This window comes from Pseudomonas sp. M20 (assembly GCF_045037865.1).
Classification (GTDB): domain Bacteria; phylum Pseudomonadota; class Gammaproteobacteria; order Pseudomonadales; family Pseudomonadaceae; genus Aquipseudomonas.
In genome coordinates this window covers 63,474-80,258 of the sequence record NZ_CP173611.1, presented here as the reverse complement: position 1 = coordinate 80,258, position 16,785 = coordinate 63,474, and the positions used below count along the sequence as shown (strand labels likewise).

Here is a 16,785-nt window from a genome sequence, read left to right as displayed (position 1 = left end):
GTCCTATTTCAAAGGCGGCTGGAGAGATCATCCAGGGCCGCGCGTAAATCCGTGAACTGGAAAGTGAAACCCGCTTCCAGCAAGCGTGTCGGTATGGCCTTCTGGCCGCCGAGCAACAATAAAGACATCTCGCCGAGGCCGACCTTTAGCGCCAGCGTCGGCATCGGCATGAACGCCGGGCGGTGTAAAACGCTGCCCAGCGTCTTGGCAAATTCGCGATTGCGCACCGGTTGCGGCGCGCAGGCATTATAAGGACCAGTGGCCTGCTCGCGGTGCAGAAGAAAATCAATCAGGGCGATTTGATCGTTGATATGAATCCACGGCATCCACTGCCGACCATTGCCCAAAGGCCCGCCCAATCCGAGTTTGAATGGCAACAGCAAGCGCGACAAAAAGCCGCCCTCAGCCGACAGCACCAGCCCGGTGCGCACCAGCACTACACGAATGCCCTGCGCTTCGGCGCGCAGTGCGGTCTCTTCCCAAGCGATGCACAACTGACTGGCGAAGTCGTCGATCACCGGCGGCGAATCTTCGGTCAATTCGCGCTCACCACCGTCGCCGTACCAGCCGATCGCCGATCCGGAGATCAGTAGCGCCGGTTTTTTTGATCGCGTTTCCAGCCAGGCCAACAGGGTTTCCGTCAGGGTGATACGGCTGCTCCACAGCAACGCTTTGCGGCGATGGGTCCACGGCCGATCGGCAATCGGCGCGCCAGCCAGATTGATGATCGCCTCCACAGGCTCTTCGCCAAGATCTTCCAGACGCGCAATACCACGCACCTGCGCACCACAGATTTTCGCGACTTTCTCCGGTTTGCGGCTCCACACCGTCAAGCGATGTCCCTGCCCCAACCAGTGTCGGCAGAGCTGACGTCCTATCAAACCAGTACCGCCGGTCAGCAATATGTGCATGACATCTTCCTCGCGTGGCGTTTAACCCGGATCACTAGTCTATTTTTATAAACAGGGATCTTTTCTATCGGGCAGGCTCTATTGTTTAACCATAGGCCAAGCTGTCAGAACGAGAATGCTAGAAGTTATACCAAAAAACAAAATTGTACAGGTTTCATCCACGGCGTAGTCTGTACAGAAAGGTAAACGAGGCCCCTATGACTGTACCTATCGCAATCATCGGCACCGGCATCGCCGGACTCTCCGCCGCCCAGGCTCTGACAGAGAGCGGGCACACCGTCCAGTTGTTCGACAAGAGTCGCGGTAGCGGCGGGCGCATGTCGAGCAAGCGCAGCGACGCCGGTTCACTGGACATGGGCGCGCAATATTTCACCGCGCGCGACCGCCGCTTCGTCACCGAAGTGCAGCGTTGGCAAAGCTTGGGCTGGGTCGCCGAGTGGACGCCGCAGCTCTACACCTATCAGGGCGGGCAGCTGAATCTGTCGCCGGACGAGCAGACTCGCTGGGTCGGTGCGCCGCGCATGAGCGCCATCACCCGTGGCCTGCTTGACGGTCTGGAAGTGCACTTTGCCTGCCGCATCACCGAGGTCTATCGCGGTGAAGAACATTGGCATTTGCAGGACGCCGAAGGTTTCACTCACGGGCCGTTCAGCCATGTCGTGATCGCCACCCCGGCACCGCAAGCGACTGCCTTGCTGGCCGCCGCACCGAAGCTTGCCGGGGCGGCTGCCGGGGTGAAAATGGAACCGACCTGGGCCGTCGCCCTCGCCTTCGACACCCCGCTGGACACGCCCATCGAAGGTTGCTTTGTGCAGGACAGCCCGCTCGACTGGCTGGCGCGTAACCGCAGTAAACCGGGGCGCGACAACACTCTCGACACTTGGGTGTTGCATGCCACCAGCGCGTGGAGCCGGCAGCACATCGACCTGTCCAAGGAAGCGGTGATCGAGCAACTGCACGGCGCCTTTGCCGAGTTGCTGCACAGCGCCATGCCGGCGCCGAGCTTCAGCCTCGCCCATCGCTGGCTCTACGCGCGCCCGGCGACGGGCCACGAGTGGGGCACATTGGCCGATGCCGATCTGGGCCTTTATGCCTGCGGCGACTGGTGCTTGTCCGGGCGTGTCGAAGGCGCCTGGCTCAGTGGCCAGGAAGCCGCGCGCCGCTTGCACGAACATCTGCAATGAACCGCCTCAATCCGCGTAAATTGCTGCTGTCGAAATGGACAGCAGCTCACCCGCAAAACCGTGAAAAACACTTTCTGGTGACCGAGTTGTTCCGTGATGAGGAAGGCACGGTGCTGGAAGTTGAATTGCAGGCGGTGCTGACCAAGCGTGCCGAACGCCTCGATTGGCAAGCCCTCAAGAACGACGATCACTGGTTATTGGGTTGGCAATAAAGCCCCTGTAGGAGTGAGCCTGCTCGCGATGGCGGTGGACCATTCAACATTTTTTATTGAATGACATACCGCTATCGCGAGCAGGCTCACTCCTACAGGAATCGCATCAACCGAAAAAGTTATACAAATAATTTGACTTGTACACCCACGAATCTATGCTGAAGAAAGTTGTACAGAGATCTACCTCTGTACAGGTATAGATTCGAGGTGCCCATGTCAGATCCTTGCCTAGCCAAGCCAAAAATCGCCATCAGCGCCTGCCTGCTGGGTGCCGAGGTGCGCTACAACGGTGGGCACAAGGAATCACGCCTGTGCAGCCGCACCCTCACCGAGCATTTCGATTTCGTCCCGGTTTGCCCGGAGGTCGCCATCGGCCTGGGCATCCCGCGCGAACCGATCCGCCTCGTCGGCGATGCCGAGCATCCACAAGCGGTCGGTACGGTGAACCGGGCGATCAATGTCACTCAGCCATTGGCTGAATACGGCGAGAAAATGGCTGCCGAACTCGATGACCTCTGCGGCTACATTTTCATGCAGCAATCACCGTCCTGCGGCCTGGAAAGGGTCAAGGTCTACCACGCCAACGGCGCCCCGGTGAACGGCGGTGGTCGCGGGATTTACGCCCAGGCGTTTTGCGCACAGCACCCGGATCTACCCGTGGAAGAAGCCGGGCGTCTCAACGACCCGGTGCTGCGAGAAAACTTCATCACCCGTGTGTTCGCCTACAGCGAATGGCAACAAGTCCTCGCTGGCGGCCTGAGCCGTCGCGCCCTCACCGAATTTCATTCGCGCTACAAATATTTGCTGATGGCGCACAACCCGCCGCAATACAAAGCGCTGGGCAAACTGCTCGGCAACATGGCCGACACCGATCCCGTCGAACTCGGCCCACGCTACTTCAGCGAACTGATGGCGGCGCTGAAAAAATGCGCCACCCGTGGCACGCACTGCAACGTGCTGCTGCACATCAGCGGTTATCTGAAACAGGTAATCAGCGCTGAAGACAAACAGGAAATGCAACACGTCATCGGCCAGTACCGCCAAGGCATCGTGCCGCTGGTGGTGCCGTTGACGCTGCTCAAGCATCACTTTCGCCTCCATCCGGATTCGTACATCGCGCAACAGGTTTACCTGCAGCCGCACCCGGAAAACCTCAGCCTGCGAAACGCAATCTAATGAACGAGAAAATGGATACCAGCGCCCAGGAAGACCTCGGCGCGGATTTTAAAAAAGCCCTCGACGAGGGCTGGCTGCCGATCCGCGAAGTCGCCCGGCAGACCGGCGTCAATGCAATCACCCTGCGTGCGTGGGAACGCCGCTACGGGCTGGTCGTCCCGCAACGCACGCCCAAGGGGCACCGGCTGTATTCGGCCGAGCATGTGCAGCAAATTCTGACCATCCTTACCTGGCTCAACCGTGGCGTCGCAGTCAGCCAAGTCAAACCGCTGCTCGACGCACCACAGGCGTTCAGCGAATCGGTGGAAAACGACTGGCAGCGCTTGCGCCAAACCCTGCTTGCCGCCGTCACCCAACTCAATGAACGCAGCCTGGATGACAGCGTCAATCAGGCCATGGCGCTCTACCCGCCACGCACCTTGTGCGAGCAATTGCTGATGCCGCTGCTGGCGGAACTGGAGCAGCGCTGGCAAGGCCAGTTCGGCGCGCAGATGGAGCGGGTGTTCTTTTATTCGTGGTTACGCAGCAAATTCGGCACACGCATCTACCATAACAATCGTCAGTTACATGGCGCCCCGCTGTTATTGATCAATCATTCCGACCTGCCACTGGAACCTCATCTGTGGCTGTGCGCGTGGCTGATCAGTAGCGCTGATTGTCCGGTGCAAGTGTTTGACTGGCCGCTGCCGGCCGCTGAACTGGCGCTGGCGGTCGAACATCTGCAAGCCCGTGGCTTACTGCTGTATTCCAGCAAAGCCATGAACCTTGCGCAGTTGCCGAAACTATTGAACGGAGTCAGTTGCCCGAAAATGCTGGTCGGACCAACGGTATGCATCCACCACGCCGAGTTGTCCGTAAGAACTTCCGAGATGGCTGATGTGTTCCTGGCTGAAGACGCGCTTGTAGCGCACCAGGTGCTCGTTCAGCGTGGGCTGATCTGATGGACGCAGTGAGTTCCGACATGCAATTGATCTGGCTGCGCAGCGATTTGCGCCAACATGACAACACCGCTCTCGCGGCCGCCGCAGCGCGCGGCCCGACGGTCGCCGTGTATCTGTTGAGTCCGCAGCAATGGCTTGAGCATGACGATGCCGCCTGCAAGGTCGATTTCTGGCTGCGCAACCTGCGTGAGCTGAGCGCAAGCCTTGGCAAACTCAACATCCCTTTGCTGATTCGCACTGCAACCCATTGGGATCAGGCGCCGGCGGAACTGCTCAAGCTCTGCCGGCAGCTGAAGATAGCGGCGGTGCACGTCAATGAAGAATATGGCGTCCATGAAAGTCGTCGCGATGCAGCGGTAGGCGCAGCCCTGAAGGCCGAGGACATCGATTTCCACAGCTATCTTGATCAACTGTTGTTCAAACCCGGCACGGTGCTGACCAAGACCGACAGTTACTTCAAGGTATTCAGCCAGTTCAGAAAGGTTTGCTACGAACGCCTGCACCGCTCGATGCCTGCCCTGGTCAAAGCCCCCGGCAAACAGGAAAAACTTGAGGTCGACAGCGACCCGATTCCCGACTCGGTCACGGGCTTCTCGACGCCGAGCCAGACCTTGCGCGATCTGTGGCCGGCCGGTGAACAGGAAGCCCGACGCCGCCTCGACACCTTCACCGACGCGCAGATCGATTACTACCAGAGCGAACGCGACTTCCCGGCCAAGCCTGGCACCAGTCAGCTTTCGGCGTATCTCGCTTCCGGTGTAATTTCGCCGCGGCAATGCCTGCACGCCGCCCTGCAAAGCAATCAGGGCGAATTCGAAAGCGGCAAGGTCGGTGCGGTCACCTGGATCAACGAGCTGTTGTGGCGCGAGTTCTACAAACACATTCTGGTCGGTTATCCCCGCGTTTCCCGCCATCGCGCTTTCCGCCCGGAAACCGAGGCGCTGGCCTGGCGTGACGCGCCGGACGATCTCGCCGCGTGGCAAGAGGCGCGCACCGGTCTGCCGATCATCGACGCGGCCATGCGCCAATTGCTCGAAACCGGCTGGATGCACAACCGCCTGCGCATGGTCGTGGCGATGTTCCTGACCAAAAACCTGTTGATCGACTGGCGCGAAGGCGAACGCTTTTTCATGCGTCACCTGATTGATGGCGATCTGGCGGCGAACAACGGTGGCTGGCAATGGAGTTCGTCGACGGGCACCGATTCGGCGCCGTACTTCCGCATCTTCAACCCGTTGAGCCAGTCGGAAAAATTCGACAGCGAAGGCCTGTTCATCAAGCACTGGCTGCCGGAACTGGCCGATCTCAACAAAAAAGAGGTGCACAACCCGGCCAACCTCGGTGGATTGTTCGGCGCGGTGGATTATCCGTCGCCGATCGTCAACCTCAGCGACTCACGCCAACGGGCACTGGCCGCGTTCAAGAATCTGCCATCGCGTACGTCTTCAGGAGGTGATGATGAGTGAATTCCTGCGCCGCTTCGCCCGGCAATTTTCAGCGTTGAACAAAGACAACCTGCAAAGCCTGGGCGAGCTGTACAGCGATGACATTCACTTTACCGACCCGCTGCACGAGGTGCAGGGGCTGGCGCAGCTACGCGACTATTTCGGCGAGTTGTACGCCAACGTTAGTGAACTGCGGTTCGACTTTCATGGTTTCGACCAGATCGGCGACTGCGAAGGCTACCTGCGCTGGGTCATGAGTTATCGCCACCCGCGCCTGGCGGGTGGCCGCGTCATTCGCGTCAGCGGCTGCTCGCATCTGTTGTGGCACGACAAGGTTTATCGCCACCGGGATTATTTCGATGCCGGGGCGCTGCTGTATGAACACTTGCCAGTATTGGGCCGGGTCATCGCCTGGCTGAAAAGGAGAATGGGATGAGTCGTACACCTCCAAGGCGTTATTGGTTGACCGGGGCCAGCAGTGGCATCGGCGCGGCACTGGCTGAGGAAATTCTGAAAACCGGCGCACACTTGGCGGTCAGTTCCCGCCAGATCGCCCCGCTCAAGGTCTTGTCGCAACGCTATCCGGGGCAGGTTTTGGTGGTGCCCGGAGATCTGACCAACAGCCAGACTGTGCGCGAAATCGGCGAGCAGATCGCGGCGGACTGGGGTTCGCTGGACTCGGTGATTCTCAACGCTGGCACCTGCGAATACGTCGATGCCAAGCAGTTCGACTCATCGATCATCGAACATGTGGTGCGCACCAACCTGCTCGCCAGCAGTTATTGCATCGAGGCCGCGCTGCCGCTGCTGCGCAAAGGCACCGCGCCACATCTGATCGGTGTAGCCAGTTCGGTGACCTACCTGCCGCTGCCACGGGCCGAAGCCTATGGCGCGTCGAAAGCCGGTTTGCGTTACCTGTTCGAATCGCTGCGTATAGACCTGGCCGATGAAGGCATTGAAGTCACCGTGGTCAGCCCGGGGTTCGTGGAAACACCGCTGACCGCCAAGAATGATTTCCCCATGCCGTTGAGCTGGCCGGTGGATAAAGCCGCGCGGCACATCTTCGCCAAGCTCAAGGAACGGCCGCTGGAGATCGCCTTCCCGGCGCTGTTCATGGCAGCGTTGTGGCCGCTGTCGAAACTGCCGGCGCGGGTGCAACTGGCGATCGGCAAGCGCATGGTGCGCAAGTCCCCTCCGTTGACGGATCCGACATGAAAATCGCCATCGTCGGCAGCGGGATCGCCGGGCTGACCTGCGCCTACCTGCTCAATCGCCGCCATGACGTGACGGTGTTCGAGGCGGGCGACTGGGTCGGCGGCCACACGCACACCGTGCCAGTGACCGTCGATGGCCGCCAGTACGCCGTGGACACCGGTTTCATCGTGTTCAACGACTGGACCTACCCGAATTTCATCCGTCTGCTTGGCCAGCTTGGCGTAGCGTTCAAACCGACGGAAATGAGTTTCTCGGTGACCGACCCGGACACCGGCCTGGAATACAACGGCAACAACCTCAACAGCCTCTTCGCCCAGCGCAGCAACCTGTTTTCGCCCGGGTTCTGGGGCATGTTGCGCGATATTCTGCGTTTCAATAAAGAAGCCCAGCGCGACCTCGTCGAGCTGCGCATCGCCGCCGACACCACCCTCGACGAATACCTCAAGGCCGGCGGTTACGGTGAACGCTTCATCCTGCATTACATCGTGCCGATGGGCTCGGCGATCTGGTCGATGCCGATGGCGGAAATGCTCAATTTCCCGCTGCAGTTTTTTGTGCGGTTCTTCAAGAATCATGGCTTGTTGTCGGTCAGTGATCGGCCGCAATGGCAAGTCATCGAAGGCGGTTCCAGCGCCTATATCACGCCGCTGACAGCTGGGTTCAAGGACAGGATTCGTCTCAATTGCCCGGTGACACGGGTTGATCGTGACGTGCATGGCGTGGTTATCCACAGCCCGGCAGGCCTCGAACACTTCGACCAGGTGGTGTTCGCCTGCCACAGCGATCAAGCGTTGCAACTGCTGGCGGTGCCGAGCGATGCCGAACGCGCGATCCTCGGCGCCCTGCCCTACGCCGACAACGAAGTGGTGCTGCACACCGACACGCGCCTGTTGCCGACACGCAAACTGGCCTGGGCGAGCTGGAACTATCGGCTGAGCGGCGCCGGCCACACCCACGCCGCCGTCACCTACGACATGAACATTCTGCAGGGCATTCAGAGCGATACCACGTTCTGCGTCAGCCTCAATCAAAGCGCCGGCATCAGCCCGGAGAAAGTGCTTGCCCGTTACACCTACGCCCACCCGCAATTCAGCCTCGCGGCGGTGGCGGCACAGAATCGCTGGGGCGAACTGGATGGTGCGCAGCACACCCATTATTGCGGCGCCTATTGGGCCAACGGTTTTCATGAAGACGGTGTGGTCAGCGCCTTGCGCGTGGCCGCCGCGTTCGGGGAAACCTTATGAACAGCGCCCTGTACAGCGGCTGGATCGGCCATCGGCGCTTCTCGCCGCGCCGCCATGAATTCCGCTACCGGATCGGTTTGCTCTACCTCGACCTCAGCGAACAGGACGCCGTACTTGGACTGTCGCCGCTGGCCGGGCGCAGTCGCTTTGCGCCCTTTTCATTTCGCGAGACCGACTACCTGAAGACCTTTACCGGCCGAGGCATGCGCCTGATCGACGCCGTACGGCAGCAGGTCGGCATCGCCATCGGCCATGAACCGCAAGGCTCGATCTGCCTGCTGACCCAAGCGCGCAGTTGGGGGTTGTCGTTCAACCCGGTGAGTTTTTTTTATTGCCATGAGGCCGACGGGCAACTGGCGGCGATTGTCTGCGAAGTCACCAACACGCCGTGGCGCGAGCGCTATCACTACGTGCTGCCGGCGCGTGCGCCCGCCAATCTGCAGGATTTTCACCAGCACTTCGCCGTGACCAAGGCCTTTCACGTTTCGCCGTTTTTGCCCCGCGATCTCGAATACCGCATGAGCTTCAGTCCCGCCGCGCAAAACCTCGGTGTGCACATGGCCGACTGGCAAGGCGAGCACAAACTGTTCGACGCCACGCTCAATCTGCAACGCGAAAGTCTCGACCGTCGCAGCCTGCACCGCTACTTGCGGCGCTTTCCGTGGATGACCGCAAAAACCGCGTTGGCGATTTACTGGCAAGCGCTGCGACTGCTGCTCAAACGCGCACCGATCTTTGCTCATCAGACTGCCGACGGCAGCTTTCAAACCGCCACTGTGCCTCCCAAGGAGCACCGCCATGAAATCCTCTAGTCTGTCGGTCATTCGGTTCAGCGCCAACGGTCTGACCGGATCGCTGCTGCGCCGTGGCGTGTTGCGCCAATTGGCGCAACTCAAACACGGGCAACTGCTGGTGATCGAGGATGGCGAACGGCTGATGTTCGGTACTCCGGGCAGTGCCTTGCTCGGGGAAATCCATGTGTTGGATCCGGCCGTCTGGGGCATGGTTGCCGGCAACGGTTCGATTGGTGCCGGCGAGGCGTTTATTCACGGCTATTGGAGTTCACCGGATCTGACGGCCGTGGTACGCGTATTCGTCAGCAATCTCGACGTGCTCGATGCCATGGAGGGTGGTCTGGCCCGACTCGGTCGGCCGTTGGTGCAAGGCCTGCATTGGCTCAACCGCAATACGCGTAAGGGTTCGCAGAAGAACATTGCTGCGCACTACGACCTGGGCAACGATCTGTTCGAGCAGTTTCTCGACCCGACCATGATGTATTCGGCGGCGCAGTTCCTTACGCCCGAAGACAGCCTGGAGCAGGCGCAGTTGAATAAGCTGGAGCGGATCTGTCAAAAGCTCGCGCTCAAGGACAGCGACCATTTGCTGGAAATCGGCACAGGTTGGGGCAGCATGGCGCTCTACGCGGCGCAGAACTACGGTTGCCGCGTCACTACCACGACGCTGTCAAAAGAGCAGTATGCGTTTACCGCGCAACGCATCGAACAACTGGGCTTGCAGGATCAGGTCACGCTGCTACTCAAGGACTACCGCGACCTCACTGGCGAATACGACAAACTGGTGTCGATCGAGATGATCGAGGCGGTCGGTCACCGGTTCCTGCCGACCTACTTCAAACAATGCGCGCACCTGCTTAAGAGCAACGGTTTGATGCTGATCCAGGCGATCACCATTCGCGAACAACGCTATGAACAAGCCAAGCGTGGCGTCGACTTTATCCAGCGTTACATCTTCCCCGGCGGCGCCCTGCCCTGCGTGCAGAAAATGCTCGAAGTGGTCAGCCGCGACACCGACATGAACCTGCTGCACATGGAAGATTTTGGCCTGCATTACGCAAAAACCCTACGCCTGTGGCACGAGAACTTCCGCCGCGCCCACGGCCGTTTGAGCGAGTTGGGTTATGACGATTACTTCCTGCGTCTGTGGGAGTTTTACCTGTGTTACTGCGAGGGCGGTTTCCTCGAACGCACCATCGGCACCGCGCAGTTGCTGCTGGCCAAACCGGCTGCAATGACCGCACCGCTGCTCGGACGCTTCGATGCTTGAGCGTGTCGCCAATGCCTTGTTGTTCCAGATCGGCTGGCTGACCTGCGTGCTCGGCGGCAACAGTTTGTGGTTGCTGGTCGCGTTGGCGGTGCTGATGATTCATCTGCGCTGGATCAGCAGTTGGGCGGCTGAAGGCCGTTTGATTTTGAGCGTGGTGATTGTCGGCACAGCCGTGGACAGTGTGTTGCGTGGTGTCGGGGTGTTCGAGTTTGAGGATCAGTCGCCGCTGATTCCGCTGTGGCTGATGCTGCTCTGGGCGCTGCTAGCGACCACATTGCGCCATTGCCTGCAATGGAGCGCCCGGCCGTGGTGGCTGGCCAGCGTGCTGGGCGCGGTCGGCGGCGCGTTGTCGTATTACGCTGGCGGGCGACTGGCCGGGGTGCAATTTCCCTATGGTGAACTGCCGACACTGATCGGCATCGCCCTGCTCTGGGCGCTGCTGTTTCCGCTGCTGCATGCAATGGCGCGGCGGCTGGCGCACTGAGCGTCTGTCAGAGCTTTCACACGCACGGCGGCGACTGCCTTACACTGCCGCCATGAAAACCATTCCCCACCAGCAAATCACCGAGCCTGCAGTCACCTGCTCGACCTGCGCGGCGTGCTGCTGCCAGCTCGAAGTGATGCTGATCACCGACACCGGCGTGCCTGATCGCTTTATCGATACCGATGAATGGGGCGGCGAAGTGATGCTGCGTCTTGACGACGGCTGGTGCGCGGCGCTGGATCGCGACACGATGATGTGCACGATTTACGAAAAGCGTCCGCTGATTTGCCGCGAGTTCGAGATGGGCGCGCCAGAGTGCATTGAAGAGCGCAAAGGCATCACGACTGCCTACCGCTGATTTAAAGCAAAAGATCGCAGCCTTCGGCAGCTCCTACAGGAGAAATCATTCCCATGTAGGAGCTGCCGAAGGCTGCGATCTTTTGATCTTTTTTAGAGCGGCATCGTGTAATGCAGCGAGTAACTTTCTACACCGTCGTTGTCACTGGCCAGGCCGGCGTTGGAATAGTGTGTCGCACGAATCCCGACTTCATGCCCGCCATTGAAACGCAGGCCAAACCCGAAACGGTCTTCGAACTGGAAAGAGCCGCCGAGGTTATTCGACTCGTACTTGGTGTTGGAGAACGCCGCGACGCCAATCCCCGCCTCGATATACGGTTTGACCGACTGACCGGCAAACTCGTAAACAAACACCGGCGAGAACGACAGGCTGTTGTTGCTCGACGTCTTGTCACCTTCCCAGTAGGTATAGGCGCCGCTCCAGTAACCGGTCAGACGACCGACATCACTTTGCAGCCAGCTCTTGTCCCAGTCGAAATTCATGCCCAGGCGGTACGTCATGGTCGAGTCGCTGGTGGCCCCCACTGCGAACTCAACACCTGCCGCTTGTGCAGTAAAACTTTGCCCCATCAGTGCGGCCGCAATCGCGGCCAAGCAGAATAGTCGCTTCACGTTGAAACTTCCTTTTCCGGAACGATCGTTTGGTTTTCTAGATAACTCTTCGCTATAGAAGCTAGCGCCTGCTTAGAAGTTCAGCTGATTTTTTAGTTATTTCACAATTTTTTTACAAGTCAAAGTTTTGCACTTCGCCGGCACTCTGACCCAGTAGCGGCAGGATGTTTGTGAAGTACGCAGGATCAGCGCTGGTCCAGAATCTGACCGGCTGGTTCGGGCCGGCAGCGAGCAAATCGCGCTCCGCCAAAAGGCGCTGAAGTTGCCGCGCTACAGCAGCACCGGTATCGATCAGGCTGATCTCCACAGGGATCATCGACTTGAGCATCGGCTTGAGAAAGGGGTAGTGGGTGCAGCCCAGAATGATCGTGTCGCAACCGCTGGCCAACAGCGGGTCGACATAACTTTGCAGCAATGCGCGCAACTCGGCGCTGTGCAGATCGCCGCATTCAATCAACTCGACCAGGCCGGGGCATGGCTGGGTGATCACGCGTACGTCAGCGGCAAAGCGATCCAGTAACGCGGCAAACTTGGCGCTCTGCAACGTGCCGGTGGTGGCAAGCACGCCGACAACACCGCTGCGGGTCGCGGCGGCGGCAGGTTTGACCGCAGGCTCCATGCCGACAATCGGCCAGTCGGGAAAATCACGTCGTAAATCGGCAACGCCTGCGACCGTCGCCGTGTTGCAGGCCAGCACCAAGGCCTTGGCGCCTTGCTCACGGAAAAAACCGGCCATCACGCTGCAACGCTGACGGATGAATTCCGGGGTTTTCTCACCGTAGGGAATGTGCCCGCAATCGGCGACATAGAGTAGCGATTCGTTGGGCAGCAAACGCTGGACTTCCGCCAGCACCGACAGGCCGCCGACGCCGGAGTCGAACACGCCGATCGGCGCTTCACGCATGTCGCGAACCACAGACGCTGCAACCCGGATCGCGCTTGACGCGCAACTCGCGGAAACGCGAACCCAAAGCATCGATCAACAGCAAACGGCCCACCAGCGGCTCACCGAAACCGACCAGTACTTTCAACGCTTCCAGCGCCTGAAGACTACCGACCAGGCCGACCAGCGGCCCGACCACACCGGCCTCGCTGCAAGTCAGTTCGGCTTCGCTGCCGTGCCCGTATAAACAGTGGTAGCACGGGCTCTCGGCACGACGCGGGTCGAACACCGACAACTGCCCTTCGAGTCGAATCGCCGCGCCGCTGACCAACGGTTTACACGCAGCTACACACGCAGCGTTGACCGCTTCGCGCGTGGAAAAGTTATCGGAGCAATCGAGCACCAGATCCACCGCCGCCACGGCAGCCGCGAGAGAATCCTCGTCGAGCGCCTGACGATGAGGGATCAGTTGGATTTCTGGATTGATCGCGGTCAGACGCTTGAGCGCCGAGTCGACCTTGCTCATGCCGACGCTGTCGGTGTCATGGATGATCTGGCGTTGCAGGTTGGTCAGGTCGACGGTATCGAAATCCGCCAAATGCAACTCGCCGACACCGGCCGCGGCCAGATACAGCGCAACCGGCGCACCGAGACCGCCGAGACCAACGATCAGCACGCGACTGTCCTTGAGCTTCAATTGCCCGTCGATGTCGATGTGTTGCAGCAGAATCTGCCGGCTGTAGCGCAGCAATTCCTGATCATTCAGCACGGCAGGCGCCCCAGACTGATGCGTTGATGGCCGCCCAGATCGGTGCGGCTGTGGACGTCTTCAAAACCGCGCGTCAGCAACAGATCACGCACGGCTTCGGCTTGATCATAGCCGTGTTCGAGCATCAGCCAGCCAGCGGCCTGCAGATGCTCCGGGGCCTGCGCAACGATCAGACGCAGATCGTCGAGCCCGTCTTCACCGGCGACCAATGCGCTGGCCGGTTCGAAACGCACATCGCCTTCAACCAGATGCGGATCGGCGGCGGCAATGTACGGCGGGTTGCTGATGATCAACTGAAAACGCTGACCTTCCAGCGCGCTGAACCAATGACTGCTCAGCACCGTGGCGTTGTTCAAATGCAGACGCTGGCGATTGCGTTCAGCGAGGGCCACGGCTTCGAGCACGCGATCCACTGCAGTAACTTTCCATGCAGAACGCTCGCTGGCCAAGGCCAAAGCAATCGCGCCGCTGCCGGTGCCGAGGTCGAGCACTTTGGCCGGCGTCGCGGGCAGCAATTCCAGCGCCGCTTCCACCAGCAATTCAGTGTCCGGACGCGGAATCAGCGTGTGCGGTGCGACTTCCAGATCGAGTTTCCAGAACCCCTGCTGACCGAGAATGTAGGCCACCGGCTCACCGCCACGACGCCGTTGCAGGTATTCGGCAAAGGTCAGCGCCGCTTCACTCGGCACGATGCGCTCGGGCCAGGTGTGCAGAAAGCTGCGCGACTTGCCCAGTGCGGCGGCAAGCAGCAACTCGGCATCCAGACGCGCAGTCGGTGAATCCGGCAATTCAGCGGCACGCAACAGGCTGGCAATGATGGTCATTTATTCACCTATCGCTGCGAGTTGGTCAGCCTGGTACTCGGCCAGCAACGGTTCGATCACCGCTTCAACGCCACCGGCAAGGATTTCATCGAGGGAATACAGGGTCAGGTTGACGCGATGGTCAGTGACCCGGCCCTGAGCAAAGTTGTAGGTGCGGATGCGCTCGGAACGGTCGCCGGAACCGACCAGCAATTTACGCTCGCTGGCGATCGCATTGGCCGCCGCTGCGGTCTGCTGATCGTTGAGTTTCGCCGACAGCCAGGCCATCGCCCGCGCACGGTTCTTGTGCTGGGAACGTTCTTCCTGACACTCGACGACGGTGCCGGTCGGGATGTGTGTGATGCGGATCGCCGAGTCGGTGGTGTTGACGTGCTGACCACCGGCCCCGGACGAGCGGAAGGTGTCGACGCGCAAATCCGCCGGGTTGATCTCGATGGCTTCACGCTCATCCGGCTCGGGCAATACCGCCACGGTACAGGCCGAAGTGTGGATACGGCCCTGGGATTCGGTGGCGGGTACACGCTGAACGCGGTGCGCGCCGGATTCGAATTTCAGCTTGCCGTAAACGTTGTCGCCTTCGATGCGCGCGATGACTTCTTTATAGCCGCCGTGTTCGCCTTCGTTTTCCGAGAGGATCTCCACGCGCCAGCCGCGACGCTCGGCGTAACGCGAGTACATGCGGAACAGGTCGCCGGAGAAAATCGCCGCCTCGTCGCCACCGGTGCCGGCGCGGATTTCGAGAAAGACGTTGCGGCCGTCATTCGGATCCTTGGGCAGCAACATGCGTTGCAGGTCGGCTTCCAGGGTGATCAGCAACTCCTTGGCTTCGCGGACTTCTTCCACGGCCATTTCACGCATGTCCGGGTCGTTGTCCTTGAGCAGCGCCTGGGCGCCTTCAAGATCGCTTTGTACGCTGAGCAACTTTTTATAGCCTTGCACGACCGGCTCGAGTTCAGCGTATTCCTTGGAATAAGCGCGGAATTTGGCCTGGTCGGCAATGACTTCGCCGTCGCCGAGCAGCGCGGTCAGTTCCTCGAAACGGTCCTGGAGAACATCCAGCTTATTGAGCAGTGACGCTTTCATTGCGGTTTTTTATCCGAAAAGCTATCCGGTGAGCCCTCAAGGGCAAAGAGTTCCTGAGCCATGGCCAGCGCATCGAGGCGGCCTTCGGCAGAAAGCTTTTTCAGTTGCACGCTGGGCGCGTGCAACAGTTTATTGGTCAGGCCACGGGCCAGTTGCCCGAGCACGTCTTCGGCGTTGCCACCGTTGGCGAGCAGACGCAGGGCCTTTTGCAGTTCTTCGTCGCGCAGGCGTTCGCTCTGTTGACGATAGGCCTTGAGCACATCGACCGCCGCCAGCTCACGCAGGCGCACCATGAAATCATCGGCGCCGACCGAAACCATCTCTTCAGCGGCTTGCGCTGCACCCTGACGACTCTTGAGATTCTCGGCGACCACTTCGTGGAGATCATCGACGCTATAAAGGTAAACGTCGTCCAACTCGCCGACTTCCGGCTCGATATCGCGGGGAACGGCGATGTCGACCATAAAGATCGGTTTGTGCTTGCGCAGCTTCAATGCGCTTTCCACCGCGCCTTTGCCGAGGATCGGCAACTGACTGGCAGTCGAACTGATGACGATATCGCTGCGCACCAGTTCTGCCGGGATGTCCGACAGCAACACCGCGTGGGCGCCGAACTGCTCGGCCAGCAGACTGGCGCGTTCCAGCGTGCGATTGGCAACGACGATGCGCTTGACCCCCAGCTCGTGCAAATGGCGGGCGACCAAAGTAATGGTCTCGCCGGCGCCAATCAGCAGGGCCTGGCTGCGCTGCAAATCACTGAAAATCTGTTTGGCCAGGCTGACGGCGGCAAACGCCACCGATACCGGATTTTCACCGATGGCGGTGTCGGTGCGCACCTGCTTGGCCGCGTTGAATGTCGCTTGAAACAGTCGTCCCAGCAGCGGACCGATGGTGCCGGCCTCGCGGGCCACGGCGTAGGCCGATTTCATCTGACCGAGAATCTGCGGTTCGCCCAACACCAGCGAGTCGAGCCCGGAGGCGACGCGCATCATGTGACGAACTGCCGCATCATCTTCATGCACATAAGCACTCGCGCGCAGCTCATCGAGACTTAAATGGTGATAGTCGGCCAGCCAGCGCAGCACGATATCGGCAGAAAGCTGATCCTGTTCTATATAAAGCTCACTGCGATTGCAGGTCGAGAGGATCGCAGCTTCGCGGCTGTCGGTCAGTCGGCAAAGCTGCTGCAAAGCTTCCACCAGTTGCTCAGGGGTAAAGGCCACGCGCTCGCGGACGTCTACTGAAGCAGTCTTGTGGTTGATACCGAGTGCAAGGAAGGCCATTCAAAGTCGCTGATGGTGACGTGAAGCCGGCAATTGTCCTACTTCGAAAGATTCAGAACAACTACCGCTGACTATTGTCCCAATCGTCAGCCCCTATA

The 16,785-nt window shown here is 59.9% G+C and carries 19 protein-coding genes; 12 read left to right on the top strand and 7 right to left on the bottom strand.

Going from position 1 to position 16,785, the window contains the following annotated elements; all coding sequences use genetic code 11:
- Nucleotides 1-8 precede the first annotated feature (8 nt).
- Nucleotides 9-911 carry a TIGR01777 family oxidoreductase gene (locus ACI514_RS00380; RefSeq protein WP_405122882.1) on the bottom strand — a complete coding sequence of 301 codons (903 nt, stop codon included), beginning with the start codon at nt 909-911 and terminating at the stop codon, nt 9-11.
- A 197-nt stretch (nt 912-1,108) separates the two neighbouring features.
- On the opposite strand from ACI514_RS00380, the gene ACI514_RS00375 reads away from it, so the two are divergent.
- From ACI514_RS00375 to ACI514_RS00320, 12 genes are all read left to right on the top strand, one after another.
- A complete protein-coding gene (locus tag ACI514_RS00375) occupies nt 1,109-2,095 on the top strand; it encodes an NAD(P)/FAD-dependent oxidoreductase (protein WP_405122881.1) in 987 nt (328 codons plus the stop codon).
- The gene (locus tag ACI514_RS00370; RefSeq protein WP_405122880.1) at nt 2,092-2,307 is read left to right on the top strand and encodes a TIGR02450 family Trp-rich protein; all 216 of its coding nucleotides are present in this window, start codon (nt 2,092-2,094) and stop codon (nt 2,305-2,307) included. The genes ACI514_RS00375 and ACI514_RS00370 overlap by 4 nt, the downstream gene beginning before the upstream one ends.
- Nucleotides 2,308-2,520: 213 nt before the next feature.
- Nucleotides 2,521-3,483 carry a DUF523 and DUF1722 domain-containing protein gene (locus ACI514_RS00365; RefSeq protein ID WP_160059384.1) on the top strand — a complete coding sequence of 321 codons (963 nt, stop codon included), beginning with the start codon at nt 2,521-2,523 and terminating at the stop codon, nt 3,481-3,483.
- Complete coding sequence (locus ACI514_RS00360; RefSeq protein WP_160059385.1) at nt 3,483-4,424, top strand: MerR family transcriptional regulator; 942 nt, start codon at nt 3,483-3,485, stop codon at nt 4,422-4,424. Before ACI514_RS00365 ends, ACI514_RS00360 begins: the two co-directional genes overlap by 1 nt.
- A 20-nt stretch (nt 4,425-4,444) precedes the next feature.
- Nucleotides 4,445-5,890: a deoxyribodipyrimidine photo-lyase gene (phrB, locus tag ACI514_RS00355; RefSeq protein ID WP_174244480.1), complete on the top strand. Its 1,446-nt coding sequence runs from the start codon at nt 4,445-4,447 to the stop codon at nt 5,888-5,890.
- On the top strand, nt 5,883-6,305 hold the full coding sequence (locus tag ACI514_RS00350; protein WP_016987206.1) for a nuclear transport factor 2 family protein: 423 nt from the start codon (nt 5,883-5,885) through the stop codon (nt 6,303-6,305). The genes phrB and ACI514_RS00350 overlap by 8 nt, the downstream gene beginning before the upstream one ends.
- Nucleotides 6,302-7,084, top strand: coding sequence for an SDR family oxidoreductase (locus ACI514_RS00345; RefSeq protein WP_160059387.1), 783 nt, complete (start codon nt 6,302-6,304; stop codon nt 7,082-7,084). The genes ACI514_RS00350 and ACI514_RS00345 overlap by 4 nt, the downstream gene beginning before the upstream one ends.
- On the top strand, nt 7,081-8,328 hold the full coding sequence (locus ACI514_RS00340; RefSeq protein ID WP_160059388.1) for an NAD(P)/FAD-dependent oxidoreductase: 1,248 nt from the start codon (nt 7,081-7,083) through the stop codon (nt 8,326-8,328). The genes ACI514_RS00345 and ACI514_RS00340 overlap by 4 nt, the downstream gene beginning before the upstream one ends.
- Nucleotides 8,325-9,140, top strand: coding sequence for a DUF1365 domain-containing protein (locus ACI514_RS00335; protein ID WP_160059389.1), 816 nt, complete (start codon nt 8,325-8,327; stop codon nt 9,138-9,140). The genes ACI514_RS00340 and ACI514_RS00335 overlap by 4 nt, the downstream gene beginning before the upstream one ends.
- Nucleotides 9,127-10,392, top strand: a complete 1,266-nt coding sequence (locus ACI514_RS00330) for a cyclopropane-fatty-acyl-phospholipid synthase family protein (RefSeq protein WP_160059390.1) — start codon at nt 9,127-9,129, stop codon at nt 10,390-10,392. Before ACI514_RS00335 ends, ACI514_RS00330 begins: the two co-directional genes overlap by 14 nt.
- Nucleotides 10,385-10,876, top strand: a complete 492-nt coding sequence (locus ACI514_RS00325) for a DUF2878 domain-containing protein (protein WP_405122879.1) — start codon at nt 10,385-10,387, stop codon at nt 10,874-10,876. Before ACI514_RS00330 ends, ACI514_RS00325 begins: the two co-directional genes overlap by 8 nt.
- A 52-nt stretch (nt 10,877-10,928) precedes the next feature.
- Nucleotides 10,929-11,234: a YkgJ family cysteine cluster protein gene (locus tag ACI514_RS00320; RefSeq protein ID WP_077574517.1), complete on the top strand. Its 306-nt coding sequence runs from the start codon at nt 10,929-10,931 to the stop codon at nt 11,232-11,234.
- Between the two features lie 92 nt (nt 11,235-11,326).
- On the opposite strand, the gene ACI514_RS00315 is transcribed toward ACI514_RS00320, so the two are convergent.
- The 6 genes from ACI514_RS00315 to hemA all read right to left on the bottom strand — a co-directional run bounded on the left by ACI514_RS00315 (nt 11,327) and on the right by hemA (nt 16,687).
- On the bottom strand, nt 11,327-11,845 hold the full coding sequence (locus ACI514_RS00315; protein WP_141127540.1) for an acyloxyacyl hydrolase: 519 nt from the start codon (nt 11,843-11,845) through the stop codon (nt 11,327-11,329).
- A gap of 112 nt (nt 11,846-11,957) precedes the next feature.
- Complete coding sequence (gene murI / locus ACI514_RS00310) at nt 11,958-12,749, bottom strand: glutamate racemase (RefSeq protein WP_160059392.1); 792 nt, start codon at nt 12,747-12,749, stop codon at nt 11,958-11,960.
- Complete coding sequence (locus ACI514_RS00305) at nt 12,742-13,497, bottom strand: molybdopterin-synthase adenylyltransferase MoeB (protein WP_405122878.1); 756 nt, start codon at nt 13,495-13,497, stop codon at nt 12,742-12,744. The genes murI and ACI514_RS00305 overlap by 8 nt, the downstream gene beginning before the upstream one ends.
- Nucleotides 13,491-14,321, bottom strand: coding sequence for a peptide chain release factor N(5)-glutamine methyltransferase (gene prmC, locus ACI514_RS00300; protein ID WP_405122877.1), 831 nt, complete (start codon nt 14,319-14,321; stop codon nt 13,491-13,493). The genes ACI514_RS00305 and prmC overlap by 7 nt, the downstream gene beginning before the upstream one ends.
- A complete protein-coding gene (gene prfA / locus ACI514_RS00295) occupies nt 14,322-15,404 on the bottom strand; it encodes a peptide chain release factor 1 (RefSeq protein WP_160059395.1) in 1,083 nt (360 codons plus the stop codon).
- Nucleotides 15,401-16,687, bottom strand: coding sequence for a glutamyl-tRNA reductase (gene hemA, locus ACI514_RS00290; RefSeq protein WP_007951716.1), 1,287 nt, complete (start codon nt 16,685-16,687; stop codon nt 15,401-15,403). Before hemA ends, prfA begins: the two co-directional genes overlap by 4 nt.
- Between the last annotated feature and the right edge of the window lie 98 nt (nt 16,688-16,785).